The sequence below is a fragment of the Salegentibacter salegens genome, from assembly GCF_900142975.1.
Taxonomy (GTDB): Bacteria; Bacteroidota; Bacteroidia; order Flavobacteriales; family Flavobacteriaceae; genus Salegentibacter; species Salegentibacter salegens.
Genome location: NZ_LT670848.1, coordinates 1,280,592 through 1,300,067 on the forward strand (window position 1 = coordinate 1,280,592; position 19,476 = coordinate 1,300,067).

General features: G+C 37.0%; 20 protein-coding genes. 16 read left to right on the forward strand and 4 right to left on the reverse strand.

Annotated features, from left to right (window positions below; translation table 11 throughout):
- Nucleotides 1-90: 90 nt before the first annotated feature.
- On the forward strand, nt 91-669 hold the full coding sequence (locus tag B5488_RS05765; protein ID WP_079736536.1) for a M48 family metalloprotease: 579 nt from the start codon (nt 91-93) through the stop codon (nt 667-669).
- Here the strand turns inward: B5488_RS05765 and B5488_RS05770 are convergent.
- Together B5488_RS05770 and B5488_RS05775 are read right to left on the reverse strand one after the other, a co-directional pair.
- A complete protein-coding gene (locus B5488_RS05770) occupies nt 666-2,192 on the reverse strand; it encodes a GH3 family domain-containing protein (protein ID WP_079734395.1) in 1,527 nt (508 codons plus the stop codon). The genes B5488_RS05765 and B5488_RS05770 overlap by 4 nt on opposite strands.
- Before the next feature lie 108 nt (nt 2,193-2,300).
- Nucleotides 2,301-3,860, reverse strand: a complete 1,560-nt coding sequence (locus B5488_RS05775) for an NAD(P)/FAD-dependent oxidoreductase (RefSeq protein WP_079734396.1) — start codon at nt 3,858-3,860, stop codon at nt 2,301-2,303.
- A 175-nt stretch (nt 3,861-4,035) separates the two neighbouring features.
- Here B5488_RS05775 and B5488_RS05780 point away from each other — a divergent pair, with 175 nt between their 5' ends.
- The 8 genes from B5488_RS05780 (at nt 4,036) to B5488_RS05815 (ending at nt 10,518) form a co-directional block, all read left to right on the forward strand.
- A complete protein-coding gene (locus B5488_RS05780) occupies nt 4,036-4,608 on the forward strand; it encodes a carboxymuconolactone decarboxylase family protein (RefSeq protein WP_079734397.1) in 573 nt (190 codons plus the stop codon).
- A 12-nt stretch (nt 4,609-4,620) separates the two neighbouring features.
- Entirely contained in the window at nt 4,621-5,487 is an 867-nt protein-coding gene (locus tag B5488_RS05785; protein ID WP_079734398.1) for a histidine kinase, read from the forward strand.
- Nucleotides 5,484-5,852 (forward strand): response regulator, encoded by a 369-nt coding sequence (locus B5488_RS05790; protein ID WP_079734399.1) that lies wholly within the window; start codon nt 5,484-5,486, stop codon nt 5,850-5,852. The genes B5488_RS05785 and B5488_RS05790 overlap by 4 nt, the downstream gene beginning before the upstream one ends.
- An 89-nt stretch (nt 5,853-5,941) precedes the next feature.
- Nucleotides 5,942-6,178: a DUF3820 family protein gene (locus B5488_RS05795; protein ID WP_079734400.1), complete on the forward strand. Its 237-nt coding sequence runs from the start codon at nt 5,942-5,944 to the stop codon at nt 6,176-6,178.
- Nucleotides 6,179-6,300: 122 nt separating this feature from the next.
- Nucleotides 6,301-7,935, forward strand: a complete 1,635-nt coding sequence (locus B5488_RS05800) for a CTP synthase (protein WP_079734401.1) — start codon at nt 6,301-6,303, stop codon at nt 7,933-7,935.
- Between the two features lie 50 nt (nt 7,936-7,985).
- Nucleotides 7,986-9,857 (forward strand): membrane protein insertase YidC, encoded by a 1,872-nt coding sequence (gene yidC, locus B5488_RS05805; RefSeq protein WP_079734402.1) that lies wholly within the window; start codon nt 7,986-7,988, stop codon nt 9,855-9,857.
- A 123-nt stretch (nt 9,858-9,980) separates the two neighbouring features.
- Nucleotides 9,981-10,226 (forward strand): type II toxin-antitoxin system ParD family antitoxin, encoded by a 246-nt coding sequence (locus tag B5488_RS05810; protein WP_079734403.1) that lies wholly within the window; start codon nt 9,981-9,983, stop codon nt 10,224-10,226.
- On the forward strand, nt 10,219-10,518 hold the full coding sequence (locus tag B5488_RS05815) for a type II toxin-antitoxin system RelE/ParE family toxin (RefSeq protein ID WP_079734404.1): 300 nt from the start codon (nt 10,219-10,221) through the stop codon (nt 10,516-10,518). The genes B5488_RS05810 and B5488_RS05815 overlap by 8 nt, the downstream gene beginning before the upstream one ends.
- A 50-nt stretch (nt 10,519-10,568) precedes the next feature.
- Here B5488_RS05815 and B5488_RS05820 read toward each other — a convergent pair whose 3' ends face one another.
- Entirely contained in the window at nt 10,569-11,210 is a 642-nt protein-coding gene (locus tag B5488_RS05820; RefSeq protein WP_079736537.1) for a protein-L-isoaspartate(D-aspartate) O-methyltransferase, read from the reverse strand.
- A gap of 135 nt (nt 11,211-11,345) precedes the next feature.
- Between B5488_RS05820 and B5488_RS05825 the strand changes: the two genes are divergently transcribed.
- The 7 genes from B5488_RS05825 (at nt 11,346) to miaA (ending at nt 18,731) form a co-directional block, all read left to right on the forward strand.
- On the forward strand, nt 11,346-12,311 hold the full coding sequence (locus B5488_RS05825; protein ID WP_079734405.1) for a Gfo/Idh/MocA family protein: 966 nt from the start codon (nt 11,346-11,348) through the stop codon (nt 12,309-12,311).
- A gap of 56 nt (nt 12,312-12,367) precedes the next feature.
- Nucleotides 12,368-13,255: a 3-hydroxyacyl-CoA dehydrogenase family protein gene (locus B5488_RS05830; RefSeq protein ID WP_079734406.1), complete on the forward strand. Its 888-nt coding sequence runs from the start codon at nt 12,368-12,370 to the stop codon at nt 13,253-13,255.
- A gap of 348 nt (nt 13,256-13,603) precedes the next feature.
- The gene (locus B5488_RS05835; protein ID WP_079734407.1) at nt 13,604-14,848 is read left to right on the forward strand and encodes a DUF1015 domain-containing protein; all 1,245 of its coding nucleotides are present in this window, start codon (nt 13,604-13,606) and stop codon (nt 14,846-14,848) included.
- A 10-nt stretch (nt 14,849-14,858) separates the two neighbouring features.
- A complete protein-coding gene (locus B5488_RS05840; RefSeq protein ID WP_079734408.1) occupies nt 14,859-15,515 on the forward strand; it encodes a YggS family pyridoxal phosphate-dependent enzyme in 657 nt (218 codons plus the stop codon).
- Nucleotides 15,516-15,534: 19 nt separating this feature from the next.
- Entirely contained in the window at nt 15,535-16,908 is a 1,374-nt protein-coding gene (locus B5488_RS05845) for an exonuclease domain-containing protein (RefSeq protein ID WP_079734409.1), read from the forward strand.
- 64 nt (nt 16,909-16,972) lie between these two features.
- Entirely contained in the window at nt 16,973-17,803 is an 831-nt protein-coding gene (locus B5488_RS05850) for an ion transporter (RefSeq protein ID WP_079734410.1), read from the forward strand.
- Nucleotides 17,793-18,731: a tRNA (adenosine(37)-N6)-dimethylallyltransferase MiaA gene (miaA, locus tag B5488_RS05855; RefSeq protein WP_079734411.1), complete on the forward strand. Its 939-nt coding sequence runs from the start codon at nt 17,793-17,795 to the stop codon at nt 18,729-18,731. The genes B5488_RS05850 and miaA overlap by 11 nt, the downstream gene beginning before the upstream one ends.
- A 27-nt stretch (nt 18,732-18,758) precedes the next feature.
- Here miaA and B5488_RS05860 read toward each other — a convergent pair whose 3' ends face one another.
- The gene (locus B5488_RS05860; RefSeq protein ID WP_079734412.1) at nt 18,759-19,334 is read right to left on the reverse strand and encodes a DJ-1/PfpI family protein; all 576 of its coding nucleotides are present in this window, start codon (nt 19,332-19,334) and stop codon (nt 18,759-18,761) included.
- Nucleotides 19,335-19,476: the final 142 nt, after the last annotated feature.

Genomic DNA, 19,476 nt, shown 5'->3' on the forward strand with positions numbered 1-19,476 from the left:
TTGAATTCTATACGTAAAACATATTTTTTATTAATTACCGCAATTCTATTTTGCCAATGGAATTGGAGTACGCTTTATGCCCAGGAACAAATGAAACAGAAAGATACTTTAAAGTTTGAAAATAAAATTGTGCCCGATGAAATTTGGAGAGAGACCTATGTGGCACTATCCCACTACCCCGAGTTAAAAGACACGCCTATTGAATTTAAGTTTAAAAAGAAAATTCAGAAATCTTTTATGCAGGCGCAGCCAAAAGTTTCAGGCTTGCTAAAAAACAAAAAGAATCGTAGTTATTTTGTGATGATAAGCGAACACATTAAAATTGAAGATGAAGTTTTTGATGTAAAAAATGTTCCTTCTGATGTACTTATTGGATGGATTGGGCACGAGTTGGGTCACATTATGGATTATCGCGAACGCAGTGCAGTAAATATGGTATGGTTTGGAGTTAAATATCTAACTTCAAAACGGTATATTCAAGAAGCTGAAAGAGCTGCAGATACCTATGCAGTAAACCACGGACTCGGAAAATATATTATCGCTACTAAAGATTTTATCTTAAACCACACCCATCTCGCTGATACCTACAAAGCCAGAATTAAAAAACTTTACCTTTCGCAAGAAGAGATTATGGCTTTAATTGATGAAATTGATGAAGACGACGATTAGGCTTTTTGTTCGTTTACGAATTTTTCCCATTTTGCAAATTTCTCCTCGTCCATAACTTTTTCCATTTTCACCTGTCCGCCTTTTTTCTTATTGGCAGCACTCCACTCCGGGAAAATATTTGGATGAACTTTAGTCACTTTAACCCCTTTTAAAGCTTTAGAACGGGCTACTTTATAATTCTTATTAGCATTTTTTAAAGATTCATCTAAAGCTTCTTTAAGTTCTTCTTCTGGAGTATCGCCTTCGGTTCCTAAATACCAGTGGTGATGAAATTCTCCATCAATTCTTACCGCGGCCAGCGTAAACTCAGGAATTTTTATATCAAATTTATCTTCAAGCTCCTGCACTGCATCATTCATTTTATTTACTGAAAGTTGAGAACCCACCACGTTTAAGAAGAATTTTGTTCTTCCGGTTATACGAATTTCTTTGCGTTCCACATCGGTAAATTTAATAGTATCTCCAATAAGATATCTCCAAGCCCCGGAAACAGTACTAATTAGTAAAACATAATCCTTTTCCTCTTCAACTTCATCTAAAGAAATCACCGGTGCATCTTCAACTATAGAACCATCCTGGTTGATATATTCGGCTTTAAACGGAACAAATTCGAAATAAATTCCGTTGTCCAGAATCAGCTTCATCGCGTTAGTTTCGGGTCGTGCCTGCACTGCCAAAAATCCTTCTGAAGCCAGGTAAGTATCAATAACCGTAATTGGGTGGCCCAGCAAAGCATTAAAACTCTTTTCGTAAGGTTCAAAGGCAACCCCGCCGGAAGCGTAAACCTTTAAGTTAGGCCAGATATCGTGTATATTATCCAGGTTATTATATTCAATAACCTTTTTCATCATAAGCTCAAGCCAGGAGGGAATGCCGCTTAAGGCTCCAATATCCCAGTTTTTAGCGTTTTCGGCAATACGTTGAACGCGCTCATCCCATTCTTCAATTTTTGAAATTTCTTCCCCTGGTTTATAATATCCGCGAAACCAAAATGGGATATTACTTGCGCTAATTCCGCTAATTTCACCTTCCTGGTGATCTCCTTCTTTCTCAAGATCGGTAGAGCTTCCCAGCATCATGATTTCCTTTTCAAAGAAATCTGGGGGAAGATCAAAATTACTTAAAGCACTCACCTGTTTTATTCCTGCTTTTCTAATAGATTCCAGCATTTCATCGGTAACCGGAATACGCTTACTGCTTGTCCCGGTAGTACCTGAACTCACTGCAAAATAAGGCGGTCTACCCGGCCAGGTTACGTCTTTTTCGCCATCGTGTAATTTATACCACCATTCCTTATTAAGCTTATTGTAATCAAAATAGGGTACTTTTTGGGCAAAGGTTTTTTGAACATCATCTGACTTTAAAATCGATTCAAAATCGTAATGTTTACCAAATTGAGTGTCTTTTGCTTTTTTAAGTAACCTGGTAAGAACCTCTTTTTGGGCTTCTTCTGCCTCCGGTTCTGAAACTATGTTGTCGCGAAGATCTATAAGGCTTTTTATTAAGGAACCTACTATGGGCATAATTCTGATTTTTAACGGTGGTTGTTTTCAAAAAATGAAGATAAAAAAAACCAAAATCAACACTATTAATGTCTTGACAATTATCAAGAATTTAACCTTTATAAACGGTTAAGATTTCTGCATACTTTCCACACATTTTTCGGCACACCTTTCTCCATCTATTGCTGCCGAAATAATCCCACCGGCGTAACCGGCACCTTCCCCGCAGGGATATAGCCCTTTTATTTGCACATGTTCAAAACTGTAAGGGTCCCGCGGAATTCTTACCGGGGAAGAAGTTCTGGATTCAGGGGCGTGCACCACGGCCTCATTGGTTAAAAAACCCCGCATGCTTTTGTTGAATTCTTTAAAGCCTTCCTGTAAAGTTTTATGAATAAATTCCGGAAATACATTTCCTAAATCAGCAGAAGTGACTCCGGGTTTATAGGAAGTTACCGGAAGGTTTTCAGAAATTTTTCCTTGCGTAAAATCTACTAAGCGTTGCGCCGGTACTTTTTGTGTACTTCCGCCTTCCAACCAGGCTTTTTGTTCAATTTGCTTTTGAAATTCCATTGCCGCAAGCGGATTTTTTTCGGTATTTTTAAAATCTGATAGTCTTAATTCTACCACAATCCCTGAGTTTGCGGTTGGTTGATCGCGTTTACTGGGAGACCAGCCATTGGTAACTACTTCACCCGGTGCGGTGGCGCAGGGAGCTATAATCCCGCCGGGACACATACAAAAAGAATACATTCCCCTACCCTTTACCTGCTTCACGATACTATAAGGCGAAGGCGGAAGAAATTCTCCCCTGGAATCGCATTTATACTGAATTTGATCTATAAGCTCCTGGGGATGCTCTACCCTAACCCCAAGCGCAAAAGATTTGGCTTCAATTTCTATATTTTTTCTATGCAAAAGCTCAAAAATATCCCTGGCCGAATGTCCCGTTGCCAGGATAATTTTTTTTGCATTAATCATGTCGCCTTTTAAAGTTTTAATTCCGGTAACTTCATTATTAACAATAAGAATATCGGTTAGCCTCGTTTCAAAAAGGACCTCCCCGCCGCAGTTAATTATGAGCTCCCGAATATCAGCAATAATCGCCGGAAGTTTATTGGTTCCAATATGCGGGTGCGCATCTACCATAATCTCTGGAGTAGCGCCAAAGCCAACGAATAATTTTAAAATTCGGTCTACATCACCGCGTTTTTTAGATCGGGTATAAAGTTTACCATCGCTGTAAGTTCCCGCACCACCTTCACCAAAACAGTAATTAGAATCTTCATTTACAATATGTTCAATATTGAGTGCTTTTAAATCCCTACGCCGGGTTCTTACATCTTTTCCGCGTTCAATAATAATTGGTTTAAAGCCTAATTCAATAAAACGAAGGGCAGCAAATAAGCCCGCAGGACCAGCGCCAACAATTATAATTTTCTCTTTATTTTTCACATTCTGGTAATCGGGGAGATAGATTTTATCTTCCGTGAATGCTTCTTTCACATAAACATCAACTTTTAAATTGATCTTTATGGCCTTTTGCCGGGCATCAATAGATCGTTTTAAAATATTCACATACGTGATATCTTTTAGAGCTATGCCCCCGTGCCGGGCAACTGCCCGTTTAAGTTTTTGCTGATTTACAGCTTCTTCGGGACTTAATCTTATTTGGTACTGGTACTTCATTTTATAAAATATATCGCAAAAATATACTTTTCAAATTTGTTAGATTAAAACTTATTAAGGTAGACAGTTGTTAAAAGGATGTTCCTACTAAATTAATTTAGGACGTTTTAAAATATTAACTTATTTTGGACAACCTTAAAAAAACCTCAAATCTATTACAAACAACTACTCAAAAATGAACGCTACAGCACGTTATCCTATGGTTTCTTATGAAGAAGCCTCTCCCGAAGTTCAGGAAATTTATGATGATACCAAAAAAACCCTTCAACTTCCATTTGTTTTAAACTGGTTTAAATGCCAGGGCACCAACGCCACCCTATTAAAAGGAAACTGGAGTAAATTAAAGAATACCTTGATGGAAGGAGAAGTACCTAATGTGCTTAAACAACTCATTATTTACAATGTATCTAAGGAACGTGGCTGCAATTATTGCTCTCACGCACACGGAATTTTTGCCGATAGCATGAGTGCTATGATTTCGGAAGATGAAGGTTTTAAAGCTACAGAAAATATAAATTCTCCTTCTATGCCAGCCAGTTTTAGAACTGCGGTAAAAATTGTGACTCATGCGGCGCTTAACCATAGTGAAGTTTCAGACGAAGATTTTGAAGAATTAGAAAAAGCCGGATTTTCTCAAACAGAAATCCAGGAATTAATGGCCCAGGCCGATTTAGTGAATATGCTGAATACCATAGCTGATGTTTCTGGAATCAAGATAGACAACGAATTACTGGAAACCCCAGAATAAGTTCAAATTTTAATGGAATCTTTACAGGATAGAACCTCCCGGGTTTATAGAATTACTTACGAAACTTTTTCAAAATTCAGCAACAATTTAAATCGTTGTAAGAGTTTGGAAGAAGTTTCCCAGGTTTCTGTGCGCTTCTTAAAATACCTACTTAATTTCCATCTTTTTAGAATTAGTGTAAACCAGGCAGGATCTTATTTGGTGTATTGCCAGTGTAATGCAAAGGGTGAATTTGAACTTATTTCAAAAGAAAATTTACTTACCCACGAACTGCAGATTTTAGAGAATAATATTCCCATTAAAACTGAAGAAATCCCGTCTCAACTAAGTGAAAAAATTATTTCTAATACTTTAGATTCTCCAGCTTTATGGTGCTGGACCTTTAAAAAGATGGATGTGGATTTTACTGTTTCCCTAATATCAGATAAAAATAAAGCTTTTGATGTTGGAGATATTGAAATGCTAAAATTAATAAGCGATAGTTTCCAGGCGAAATTTCAGGAGATTCACTTAAAAGAAGAACTTTATCATAAGAACCAGTCGTTGTTACAGGCTTTAGACGTAATTAAAATCCAGAATAAAAAAATCAATCAAATAGTAGAAAACCAAAAGCAAACCATTGCCAACCGCACTAAAGAAGTGGTAGAGAAAAATGAGAAATTACTGCATATTTCAGCTTTAAATGCTCATAATGTGAGGGAGCCATTATCTCGAATTCAAGGCATAGTACAGCTTTTTGAAGCTTTTGACGATAAAACCTGCCGGGAAGAACTTTTGCCAAAACTCAAACAATCCTCAGAAGAAATGGACCAGGTTTTAAGAGAAGTAATTGAAATGGCTTCTTCCGAATTAACCCAGCTAAAAGCAAAAAAGTTATGAGTACCATTATCCTGGTAGACGACCAGCCCATAGCCAATTTTATTACCCGAAAACTACTGGAAATAGAAGGTTATGATAAAGATGTTGTAGATTTCACCAATCCCGAAGAAGCCCTGGCCTATTTAGAAGAACGGCAAAACACGCTTATATTTTTAGATTTAAATATGCCCGAAATGAATGGTTGGGAATTTCTTGATTCATTAAAAACTAAGGGACATCAACATAGAATAATTATTCTTACCTCCAGCACCAGTGCTGTAGATCGCAATAAAGCTAAAGAATATCCTTCGGTTATAGAATTTATAGAAAAGCCTTTAAACAAAAATAAATTTGCTCGGCTCCAACCGATTTTGCAATATTCGTAAACTACCTAGGAGCAAATTCCCGAAGCATTCATAGAAAATAATATTTTTAATTTAGAAGCTATTCCCCAACAATGCCGATTATCGAGTAAATGAGTTTAAAACCAAACCATAAAGCCCTTTTAGAACTTGCCCATGCTAAGATGCATTTCGGGAAATACAAAGGCTATTATTTAAGCGACATTCCTGAATATTATTTGGTTTGGTATCGACAAAAAGGGTTCCCGGAAGGAAAGCTTGGCCAGCAAATGAGTGAAGTCTTTGAACTTAAACTCAACGGAATGGAACAATTGCTTAGGGATATAAGAAGAAAGTTTCCAAAACGCTGATTATAATTCATACTTTAAGGCAATTTTCAGCAAAAAAATATTAGGTTTAAAATTAATGGCTTTTCTATTCTTCTTTGTAATTTAGCGCCCTGAATCAAACAACGCAACAAACACTTCTTAAAATGGCCGAAACCAAGTATATTTTTGTCACCGGCGGCGTTTCTTCTTCCCTCGGAAAAGGAATTATAGCAGCTTCCCTGGCAAAATTACTGCAAGCGCGTGGATTTAGAACCACTATTCAAAAACTCGACCCCTACATTAACGTAGATCCCGGCACCTTAAATCCTTATGAACATGGGGAATGCTATGTTACCGAAGATGGCGCCGAAACCGATCTTGACCTTGGCCATTACGAACGTTTTTTAAATGTAAATACTTCCCAGGCAAACAATGTCACTACCGGCCGTATTTACCAAAGTGTAATTGAAAAAGAACGCCGTGGAGAATTTTTAGGAAAAACCGTACAGGTGGTTCCGCATATTACTAACGAAATTAAAGATCGCATCCAGATCTTGGGTCAAAATGGCGATTACGACATCGTAATTACCGAAATTGGCGGAACAGTAGGCGATATAGAATCCTTACCATATATTGAAGCGGTACGTCAATTAAAATGGGAATTAGGCGATGAAAATGCGTTAATTATTCATCTCACCCTTGTTCCTTATCTTGCCGCTGCAGGCGAACTTAAAACCAAACCAACCCAGCACAGTGTAAAAACTTTGATGGAAAGCGGACTTAAAGCAGATATTTTGGTTTGTAGAACCGAGCACGAACTTTCAGATGATATTCGCCGTAAACTGGCTATTTTCTGTAACGTGAGACAGGAAGCGGTAATTCAAAGTATTGATGCAGCTACTATTTACGATGTTCCAAATTTAATGCTGAAAGAAGGCCTGGACACCGTAACCTTAAAGAAATTACATTTACCCGACGAAACCACTCCCAATTTAGACCGGTGGAACCAGTTTTTGGATAGACACAAAAATCCTAAAGCTGAAATCACTATTGGTTTAATCGGGAAATATGTTGAGTTACAGGATTCTTATAAATCTATCCTTGAATCATTTATTCACGCAGGTGCCGAAAATGAAGTGAAGGTAAATGTAGAAAGTATTCATTCTGAATTTATAAATGAGAATACTATAGACCATAAATTCGCAAATTTAGACGGAGTTCTGGTTGCACCAGGATTTGGAGAACGCGGTGTGGAAGGAAAAATTGACGCGGTAAAATACGCAAGACAGCATAATTTACCATTTTTGGGTATTTGCTTAGGAATGCAAATGGCAGTAATTGAATTTGCAAGAAACGTATTAAAGTTAAAAACTGCCAATTCTACCGAAATGGATCCTAAAACTAAACACCCGGTTATAGATCTTATGGAAGAGCAAAAAGAGGTTACTCATAAGGGCGGAACAATGCGACTTGGCGCCTGGGATTGTAAACTTACCGAAGGTTCTAAAATTCAAAAGGCTTACAATAAAACCGAGATCAAAGAAAGACATCGCCACCGCTACGAATACAACAATAAATATAAGAAGGAGCTGGAAAAAGCGGGAATGCTTAGTACAGGAATTAACCCCGAAACCGGCCTGGTAGAAGTTATAGAATTAAAAGATCATCCCTGGTTTGTGGGTGTTCAATACCACCCGGAATACAAAAGTACGGTTGCGACTCCGCACCCGGTTTTTATAGCCTTTATAAAAGCGGCCTACGATTTCTCAAAAAATAAAAAAAATGCCAGTCTGGCATAAAAGCAATACTGGCGGAATTATTGACCAGAAGCAAGTTATAGTTTAAAAGCATGGAAGAAAAGAAATTTGATGTTCAGTCCTTAATTGGATTTATACTTATTGGTGGAATTTTACTTTGGATGCTGTACACCAACAGCGCCTCAGAAGAAGGAGTAGAACCACAACAGGAAACCGAGCAGGTTGAAGTTCCCGGAAATACAGATTCCAATCAGCCACCACAACAAGAACAGGAAGTACAAAGCCAGGGTGCAGATTCTACTGCCCTTGCCCAGGCTCGTGAGCGTTTAGGTGCTTTCGGTTATTCGGCAAGTCTTCCATCGGCTACAGAAAATACCACCACCATTTCCAACGATGTTTTAGAACTTAAAATTGATAACAAAGGTGGATATATTTCAGAAGCAAGGTTAACCAATTACAAAACCTTCGATTCTATTCCGGTTTATTTAATTAAAGACGGAAATGCTTCCTTCAACATTAATTTCACCACTACAGACGGAAGAACACTTGACACCGAAAACCTTTATTTTGAACCCGAAGTAACTCAAAGTGGAGATAATCAGATTATCTCTATGAAGCTGAAAGTTTCAGAAAACGAATTCCTGGAATATCGCTATGTGCTGAAACCGGGTGAATATATGTTAGATTTCAGTATTAGATCTCAGGGGCTAAATGACGTATTTAACAGTTCCAGGGATATTAATATGAACTGGCAGTTAAAAGGTTACCGTCACGCAAAAAGTATTTCTTACGAAAATCGTTATACAGATCTCATTTATGAATATGAAGATGGTGATGACGATTATTTAGGCAGCGGTGATTTTGAAGAACAGGAAGATGACAATATTACTTATGTAGCTTTTAAACAGCATTTCTTCACCTCTATATTATTGACCGACACCCCATTTAGTCGCGGAAAATTCACTTCTCAAAACCTTGTGGAAGACGAAGAAATAGATACGGTTTATACCAAAGATTTTGCTGCACAGTTGCCTTTAGAATTAAATGGTGGAGAGCTTAATTATAATATGAACTGGTATTACGGACCAACCGATTATAAGATCTTAAATGATTATGACCGTAATCTTGATGAAGTTGTACCATTAGGTTGGGGAATTTTTGGGTGGATTAACAAATACGTATTCATCCCATTTTTCGCATTTTTAAGCGGTGTTCTACCAAGCTACGGTATCGCCATTATTGTAATGACCATTGTTGTTAGAATTGTACTGTCTCCGGTTACTTACAAATCTTATCTCTCACAGGCTAAAATGAAGGTTTTAAGACCTGAAATTAATGAGCTGAACGAGAAGTATAAGGATAATGCGATGAAAAAGCAGCAGGAAACTATGAAGCTGTATAGCAAAGCAGGAGCCAGCCCAATGAGTGGTTGTTTACCGGCTTTAATGCAAATTCCGGTTTTCTATGCCTTATTCCAGTTCTTCCCAAGTGCTTTCCAGTTAAGACAGAAAGGATTCTTATGGGCAGACGATTTATCAAGTTATGATACTATAGCTCAGTTACCATTCAACATTCCATTTTATGGAGATCACGTGAGTTTATTCCCAATTTTAGCATCTATCGCCATCTTTGTTTATATGATGATGACCACGGGACAAAGTATGCAACAGGCTCAGCAACCGGGAATGCCTAATATGAAATTTATTATGTATTTGTCTCCGCTAATGATGTTGTTCTTCTTTAACAACTACGCGAGTGGACTTTCATTGTACTACTTCACCTCTAACCTGATTACTATAGGTATTATGTTGGTGATTAAATATGTGATAATTGACGAAGATAAAATTCATGCAAAGATCCAGGAGAACAAGAAAAAGCCTAAAAAGCAAAATAAGTTCACCAGGAAAATGCAGGAAATGATGGAGCAGGCAGAACAGCAAAAGAATCAACAGAAAAAGAAGTAAGCGAACAAAAGCTTAAACATAAGAAAGCCGGTTTAAAATATTTTAAACCGGCTTTCTTATTTGAATTTTTCAGGTTTTGACGCGCTAACAAAATGTGTTATATTTAGATTATAAATTTTCAAAATGGGAAAAAACACTTTAATATCACTTGGAGATTATTTTGAAGATTTCATCAATGAGGAGGTGAAATCTGGTAGATATAATTCAGCTAACGAGGTTATTCAATCAGCGTTAAGATTATTGGAAAGAGAAGAAAGGAAGGAGTTAGAACTGGTCAAAGCTTTGGAAATTGGAGAAGAAAGTGGATTTGTAGAAAATTTTGATCCAAAGGAGCACTTAAAAAAATTACATTCCAATATCGATGAGTAAAAAATATCGCATAAGTCAGCAAGCGATTGAGGATTTAGAAAGTATTTGGATTTATACAATTAAAAAATGGTCTAAACCACAGGCTGATAGATACTATAATCTGATTATTGCAGAAATAGAATTTATAGCTGATAATTTCCTGACCGGAAAATCTGTAGAGCAAACACGAAAAAATTATCGAGTTACAAAAGTGAAATCTCATTTAATATTCTACAGAAAAATTGAGAACAACATTATAGAGATCATAAGGATCTTACACGAACGTATGGATATTCCAGGAAGACTGAAATAGGGTTCTACCTAATATAAATAGTTTAATTAATTTATATCTTATAACTCTTTCTAATTCTTATCCCCAAGCAAAGGCACAAACCTAAACTGGCCAAATTCGGTTTTATCAAATTCTGTAGGAGATTTTCTTATAAAAAGCGTCATAGTTTGCACATCGTCACCCACAGGAATTACCATCCTGCCCCCAACTTTTAACTGCCCTAAAAGGTCTTTAGGCACAAAAGGAGCGCCGGCAGTTACAATTATTTTATCAAAAGGCGCATAATCTGGCATTCCTTTGTAGCCATCTCCAAAACTAAGATGTTTGGGTCGATAGCCAATTTTATTTAGAAAAGCTTTTGTTTTTTTATATAATTCGCGTTGGCGCTCAATGCTATAAACTTTAGCACCTAGCTCACATAAAACCGCAGTTTGATAACCGCTACCAGTACCTATTTCCAGAACTTTCTCGCTTTTTTTAATTTCCAGTTTTTCAGTTTGGAAAGCCACCGTATAAGGTTGTGATATCGTTTGATCTGCAGCAATGGGAAAAGCTTTATCCTGGTAGGCGTGATCTTCAAAACTGCTATCCATAAATAAATGCCGGGGAATTTTCCCAATTGCATCTAAAACTGCTTTATCGGTAATCCCCTTTTTCTTTACGGTTTTTACCAATTGCTGTCTTTTACCCTTATGTCTATAGTTATCTTCGATCACTTTCCCCCCGTTTAATATGCAAAAATACTCATTAGAAATCAAAGTTACCAAGTGAAATCGTGGGAGATTCCCCGCCTCATTGCTAAACTATTTACAATCAAAATGCTATTTTTGTGAAAAATGCTAAATAATATGTTGAAAGTCGGCGTGCTTGGTGCAGGACACTTAGGAAAGATCCATCTCAAATTACTTAATCAGTCTGAAAAGTACGAACTCGTAGGTTTCTACGATGCTAATTCAGAAAATGCTGAAAAGATTTCTGCGGAATTCGGTTATAAAAATTTTGATACTATAGAAGACCTCATCGTAGCAGTAGATATGGTAGATGTAGTAACCCCGACCCTTTCCCATTTTGAAGTCGCTAAAAAGACAATTAGCGCTGGGAAGCATCTTTTTATAGAAAAACCCATCACCAACACTTTTGCTGAAGCTGAAGAACTTATCGCTTTAGCCAAAAAACACGGCGTAAAAGGCCAGGTTGGCCACGTAGAACGCTTTAATCCTGCTTTTAGAGCTGTAGCTTCCCGAATTGAAAATCCTATGTTTATTGAGGCGCATCGCCTTGCAGAATTCAATCCGCGTGGTACTGATGTTCCCGTGGTTTTAGATTTAATGATCCACGATATTGATGCGGTTTTAAGCGTAGTAAAGTCTAAGGTTAAAAATATTAATGCCAGCGGAGTTTCAGTAATTAGTGATACCCCAGATATTGCCAATGCAAGAATTGAATTTGAAAACGGATGCGTAGCCAACTTAACCGCCAGCCGAATTTCAATGAAAAATATGCGTAAATCCAGGTTTTTTCAGCGAGACGCTTACATTTCGGTAGATTTTCTGGAGAAAAAATGCGAGGTGGTGAAAATGAAAGATGCGCCCGAAAATCCCGATGATTACGCGATGATCTTGCAAAATGCTGAAGGAGTGAAAAAACAGATCTATTTTGATAATCCGGATGTTTCTCCAAACAACGCGATTTTAGACGAGTTGGAAACTTTTGCCGATGCCATAAATAATGATACCACTCCAATAGTGACGCTGGAACAGGGCGCTGAAGCTTTGCGCGTTGCCAATGGAGTTATTGAAAGTTTTAGTAAATAATTAGAAATCGATTTTAGCATAATTTAAAGTTGAATTTTAAATAAAAACCACACACAATGAAAAATATAGCAGTTATAGGAGCAGGAACCATGGGCAACGGAATCGCTCACACTTTTGCTCAATTTGGATACAAAGTAAACCTTATAGACATTTCAGAAGAAAGTCTGGATAAGGGAATGAAAACTATTTCGGGAAATTTAGATCGAATGGTTTCCAAAGAAAAAATAAGCGAAGCAGATAAAGAAGCTACACTAAACAACATTACCACTTTCACAGATATTCCTAAAGGTGTAAAAGAAATAGACCTTGTAGTTGAAGCAGCTACAGAAAATGAAGACCTAAAACTTAAGATCTTTAAGCAACTGGACTCAAATTGTTCGGCAACAACCATTTTGGCGAGTAATACTTCTTCTATTTCTATTACAAAAATCGCTTCTGTAGTTTCCAATCCGGAGCGTGTAATTGGAATGCACTTTATGAATCCGGTGCCAATTATGAAACTGGTAGAGATTATTCGCGGTTACAATACCAGCGATAAGGTTACTAAAAGCATTATGGAACTTTCAGAAAACCTGAAAAAAGTTCCTGTTGAAGCTAACGATTACCCGGGCTTTGTTGCCAACCGCATTTTGATGCCCATGATAAACGAGGCGATTGAAACTTTTTACAACAACGTTGCCGGCGTTAAGGAAATTGACACTGTAATGAAATTAGGAATGGCGCACCCAATGGGTCCGCTTCAGTTAGCCGATTTTATTGGTTTAGATGTTTGTCATTCTATCCTGGAGGTAATGTACGAAGGTTTTAAAAATCCAAAATACGCACCTTGCCCGTTATTAACCAATATGGTGATGGCCGGAAAACTGGGAATAAAATCTGGGGAAGGTTTTTACGATTATTCTGAAAGCAAAAAAGCCGAAAAGGTTTCTGCGCAATTCAGCTAATTAATAAATTAACCTGGGTTTAAACTGCGATGAAAAAGTGACAAAGTAAACTACCTCGGGGCAAGCCCACGAGGTAGTTTATAAGAAAAACATTTTGATTCGAGACAAGCCTCAGAGCATTTAAATCTCGATTATCGAGTAAAAAGCTATCTGGAAAATTTATTAAAACGTCATTCTGAATTTATTTCAGAATCTAAGTTGTTATTATTCAAAACATGTTAGAATACCGAAATAAATCCGGGATAAAGCCTGAAACAATCCCGAAGCTTCGGGATAACTTGACGAATTCAGATTTTTTTAGATCTCATTTTAAATCTCACTAAGTAAGTAGAATTTCAATAATTACATTTGACAAAAATACTTCCATTTAGAGCGGTTAGACCGCAACGGGCCAAAGCCGGCCTTGTAGCTACAAAATCTTTTGAAGATTATACTGAAGCTGAAATAAGAGCAATTTTACAATATAACCCGTATTCATTTTTACATATTCTGAATCCGGGTTATAAATTTCAGCACGAGATTACCGGGGGCCAGCGTTTTCAAATGGTAAAAAACCGTTACCTGGAATTTAGGGAAGAAAGTTCTTTTATAAAAGATGAAAATCCGGCTTACTACCTTTATAAAATTGTAAGCAGGGAAAGTAGTTGCTGCGGAATTATCGCCGCGGCCAGTGCTGAGGATTATAAAAATAATCTTATAAAAAAGCACGAAGATACTATTGCCCGCCGTGAGACTTTATTCAAAGATTATCTTAAGGTGGTAGGTTTTAACACCGAACCTGTACTCCTCACCTATCCCGATAATTCTACAATAAATAAAGTTATTGACCAGGTTATGGAAACCCGGGCCGAATACGAATTTGCCACTGCAAACCGGGAAATTCATTATCTCTGGAAAATAGATCAGGAAGAATTATTAAACCAAATTCAGCAAGAATTTGACAAAATGCCGCATTTGTATATTGCAGATGGCCATCATCGTAGCGCTTCATCTTATTTACTGGCCCAGGAATCCAGGAAGGCTAATCCAAACCATACCGGAAAAGAACCTTATAACTTTTTTATGAGTTACCTTATTTCAGAGAGTAACCTTAGAATTCACGAATACAGTAGGCTAATCACCGATTTAAACGGACATACAAAAGAAGAATTTCTTATACAGCTAGATGAATATTTCAGAATTGAAAATCACGGGATGGAAGTTTATAAACCTTTGCAAAAACATCATTTTAATATGTATTTAGACGGGGAATTTTATTCGCTTTATTTGCGAAAAACAAACTATGAATTTGGGGATTCTTTGACTAAATTAGATCCATATATTTTGTATAAAAAGGTGCTTCAGCCAATTTTGGGAATTGAAGACCTAAGAAATGATAAGCGTATTTCTTATATTCACGGTAAGAATGATTTAATTGAGCTTAAAACTCGTATAGATAAAGGGGAATTTGCAGTCGGTTTTGGAATGCTTCCTCTTAGTATTGAGGAAATAAAGGAAACCGCCGACGAAGGCTTAACGATGCCCCCAAAAAGCACCTATATTGAACCCAAACTTTTAAACGGTCTAACCATTTACGAGTTTGAAACCAACTAAAAATTGATTGATGAGTATTTCTGAAAATATAAAAAAATATAGCGCTGAACTCCCTGAAAACATTACTCTCGTAGCTATTTCAAAAACAAAACCTATAGAAGATCTTGTAGAAGCATATGAAGCAGGCCAAAGACAATTTGGAGAGAATAAGATCCAGGAAATGACCGAAAAATGGGAAAAACTTCCCAAAGATATTGAATGGCATATGGTGGGGCACGTGCAGCGAAACAAGGTGAAATATATGGCGCCTTATGTTTCCCTGATTCACGCGGTAGATAGTTTAAAATTATTGAAAGAAATTAATAAGGAAGCCGACAAAAATGAACGTTCTATAGATTGCCTTCTTCAAATTAAAATTGCTGAAGAAGATAGTAAATATGGAATTTCTTCTGAAGAAGCTAAAGAAATATTAGATTCAGAAAAGTTTAAAAGCTTAAATAATGTAAAAGTAAAAGGCCTTATGGGAATGGCAACTTTTACCGAAGATGAAACTCAGGTTAAAAAAGAATTTGAACACCTTAAATCGGTTTTTGACGATTTTAAAGAGACATATTCAAATATGAATATCCTTTCTATGGGAATGAGCGGTGACTATAAAATCGCTCTAGATTGCGGTAGCAATATGGTACGCATAGGGAGTGATATTTTTGGTGAACGGAATTATTAAAAAATAGAGAAAATATTTTTTGTACGCAGTAGTAGACATAGAAACCACCGGTGGTAAATATAACGAAGAAGGAATAACCGAAATTGCAATTTATAAATTTGATGGTTTAAAAGTAATAGACCAGTTTATAAGCCTTGTAAATCCCGAAAAACCAATTCAACCCTTTGTGGTAAACCTCACGGGAATTAATAACGATATGCTTCGTAATGCTCCCAAATTTTACGAGGTTGCTAAACGCATTGTAGAAATAACTTCAGATTGTGTTTTGGTAGCGCACAATGCAAAATTTGACTATAGAATTCTTCGCACCGAATTTAAAAGGCTTGGTTTCGAATTTGAAAGAAAATCACTTTGTACCGTAGAGCTATCCAAAAAACTTATTCCGGGGCAGGCATCTTATAGTTTGGGGAAATTGGTTAGAGCACTGGGAATTCCGTTAAGTGATAGGCACCGTGCCAGTGGCGACGCCCAGGCAACCGTGAAACTTTTTAAAATGTTACTCGCAAAAGATATTGAGAAGAACATTCTTAAAGATGCGGTAAAATTAGAGCCCAAACGCCAGATAGATACCCGACTTGTTTATATCCTGGAAGATTTACCAGGAATTACAGGCGTATATTATTTTCATAATGAAGAGGGCGAGATCATTTACATTGGAAAAAGCAGGAATATAAAAAAACGAGTGACCCAGCATTTCACCAACGAGCAGCGTAAAGCCAGGGAAATGCAGAAAGAAGTTAATTCGGTTAGTTTTGAAGCCACAGGGAATGAACTGGCGGCCCTTTTAAAAGAAAACCAGGAAATAAAACATAACAAACCTAAATACAACAAGGTTTTAAAAAAGAATATATTTAGCCATGCCCTCTACCACTCTGTCGATGAAAACGGCTATATAAATTTAAAAATTGGCCGTGCCGGTAAAAAACACAGTATTACCACTTTTTCTTCGCTAAAGCGAGCTCGAAACGTTATGGAGATGTGGATAGAAAAATATGAACTCTGCCATAAATTATGCAATCTTGAAAAAGGAAATGGAAACTGTTTTAATTATACGCTAAAAAAATGCCACGGGGCCTGTATCAATGAAGAATCGGTTGAGTCTTACAACGAAAGAGTGAGGGAATTAATTGATAAGCATTCCTATAAAAACCAACATATGCTGGTTATAGACCGTGGGCGTGAAATAGACGAAAAAAGTGCACTTCTTGTTGAGGATGGCCAATTTAAAGGCATTGGTTACTTTAATTTAAACCACCAGATTAGCAATATTGATATTATTAGGTCTATAATTACTCCTATGAAAAACGACCGCGATGCACAGCATATTATTCAAAGTTATTTACGGCGAAATTCACGCTTAAAAATTGTACCCTTAACCCCGCAAACTAAATAAACTTTAATTACTTAGAACATAGCGGAATTTCTTTAAATTTGAATAATTCCAAAAAAATCTTTTTTTGAAAACGCAACCCAAACCAGGCTGGAAATCTAAAATTCACGAAATAATTTATGAGGCCGATACTCCGGCAGGTAAATTTTTTGATGTTGCCCTACTTATAGTTATTGCTATAAGTATCATCCTGGTAATGCTGGAAAGCGTTAGCGACCTTAACCTCAAATTTTACTGGCATTTTTATATTGCTGAATGGATTATTACCATAATTTTCACCATTGAATACATCTTGCGGGTTATTGCCATTAAAAAACCTAAAAATTACATTTTCAGTTTCTATGGTATTGTAGATTTACTTTCAACCCTACCAACCTATCTTGCATTTATCTTTGGGGGGCATAATTTACTCTTTGCGGTAAGAGCATTAAGATTACTTAGAGTCTTCAGGATTCTAAAAGTTACCCGATATATTGGAGAATCTAACCGACTTTTATTAGCATTACGAAATAGCAGACCTAAGATTATTGTTTTTCTATTTGCTGTGCTTATTATTTGTGTGATCATGGGCACGGTGATGCATTTGGTGGAAGGAGAAAAAGGAGGTTTTGATAATATTCCTCTTAGTATTTATTGGGCAATTGTGACCCTTACCACCGTTGGTTTTGGAGATATTCACCCCGTGACACCGCTCGGTAGGTTTATCGCTTCTTTTATAATGATTGTTGGATATGGAATTATTGCTGTACCAACAGGAATCGTGACTTCTGAAATCACTCGTTCCGAGAAAGATAAAATTCCTAAAAATACACAAGCCTGCCCACATTGTAACGAGACAAAGCATTTAGATGATGCTGAATTTTGCCATAATTGCGGAAAATCACTTCATGAACACTAATTACCTTATTAATATCGCGGGGCCAACCGCCATTGGGAAGACTTCCTTAGCCATTAAACTCGCAAATAAGTTTGATACCGAAATAATATCGGCAGATTCCCGGCAGTTTTATAAAGAAATGTGCATTGGTACCGCTGTTCCTTCTGCTGAAGAATTACAGGCGGCTAAACATCATTTTATTCAACACATTTCTATTAAAGATGCTTATAATGTTGGCGATTTTGAAACTGAAGCCATTCAGAAATTAGAAGAATTGTTTCAGAATAAAAAAGCTATGGTTATGGTTGGCGGCAGTGGGTTATACACCAAAAGTGTACTGCACGGACTGGATTATTTTCCCGAAGTACCTTCGGAAATTAGACAGGATCTCAACCAAAAGTTTGAGGAAAAAGGCCTGGTTCCACTACAGGAGGAATTACAAAAATGCGACTCCCAATATTATAAAATAGCAGATATAGAAAATCCGCAGCGCGTGATTCGTGCCCTGGAGGTATCTATTGCCTCGGGGAAACCTTATTCTTCTTATTTAAATCAGCCTAAAAAACAGCGTAATTTTATCCCGCTAAGCATCGGGCTTACCGCCGATCGTGAAATAATCTATGAACGGATTAACCGGCGTGTAGATTTAATGATGAAGGAAGGATTACTGGAAGAAGCTGAAAAACTTTTTCTTAATCGACACCTTAATGCTTTAAATACCGTAGGTTACAAAGAGCTTTTCAGTTTTTTAGAAGGAAAAATCTCCCTGGAAACCGCTATAGCGGAAATCAAGAAAAACACCCGAAGATTCGCAAAAAGGCAACTTACCTGGTTTAGAAAAGATCCCGATATTCAATGGTTTGATTATAAAACGCCTGTAGAAGAAATACAGGAATTTATTGACACTAAAATTGCGAAAAGCTCCCCTCCTTTCAAAGGAGGGGAATGAATTCAGCTTTGCTGAAGAAAGGGGTGGTTAAATCTCAATTTTTGCCCCAAGCAATTTTACAAATTCTCTTATAAACGCTGCGTGACCGGGCCAGGCTGGTGAAGTAACTAAATTACCATCTACCACGGCTTCGGTAGGATTAACCTCTTTATACTTCCCTCCTACCAGTTCTATTTCTGGGCCTATAGTTGGATAGGCTGTAAGCGTTCTGCCCTCGAGAACCTTGGCCACGGTAAGAATTTGAATTGCATGACAAATAGAAGCCACCGGTTTATCTTTCTCAAAGAAATGTTTCGTGATTTCTATTACTTTTTTATTCAATCTCAAATATTCCGGTGCGCGGCCACCGGCCATTACAAATCCGTCATAATCGTCTGGAAATACCTCATCAAAAGAATAATTGAGTTCAAATAAATGACCGGGTTTTTCGGTATAGGTTTGGTCTCCTTCAAAATCGTGAATTGCGGTTTTTATCTTGTCACCTTTTTTCTTTCCAGGACAAACAGTATGCACGGTGTAACCCAGCATTTCTAACATCTGGAAAGGCACCATGGTTTCGTAATCTTCAGCAAAATCTCCAGTTAAAAAAAGTATTTTTTTCATAATAAGTTTAGTTAAATTTCATTTTTAAGTTAAGAAAATTCAGCCTAAACACTAATAATCAGCATTTAAAAAATAGTTAAATATAACTTTTGACCACTGATTTTAAAAAAGCTTGAGTAACTTTTGGCTTCAGCCAAAAACA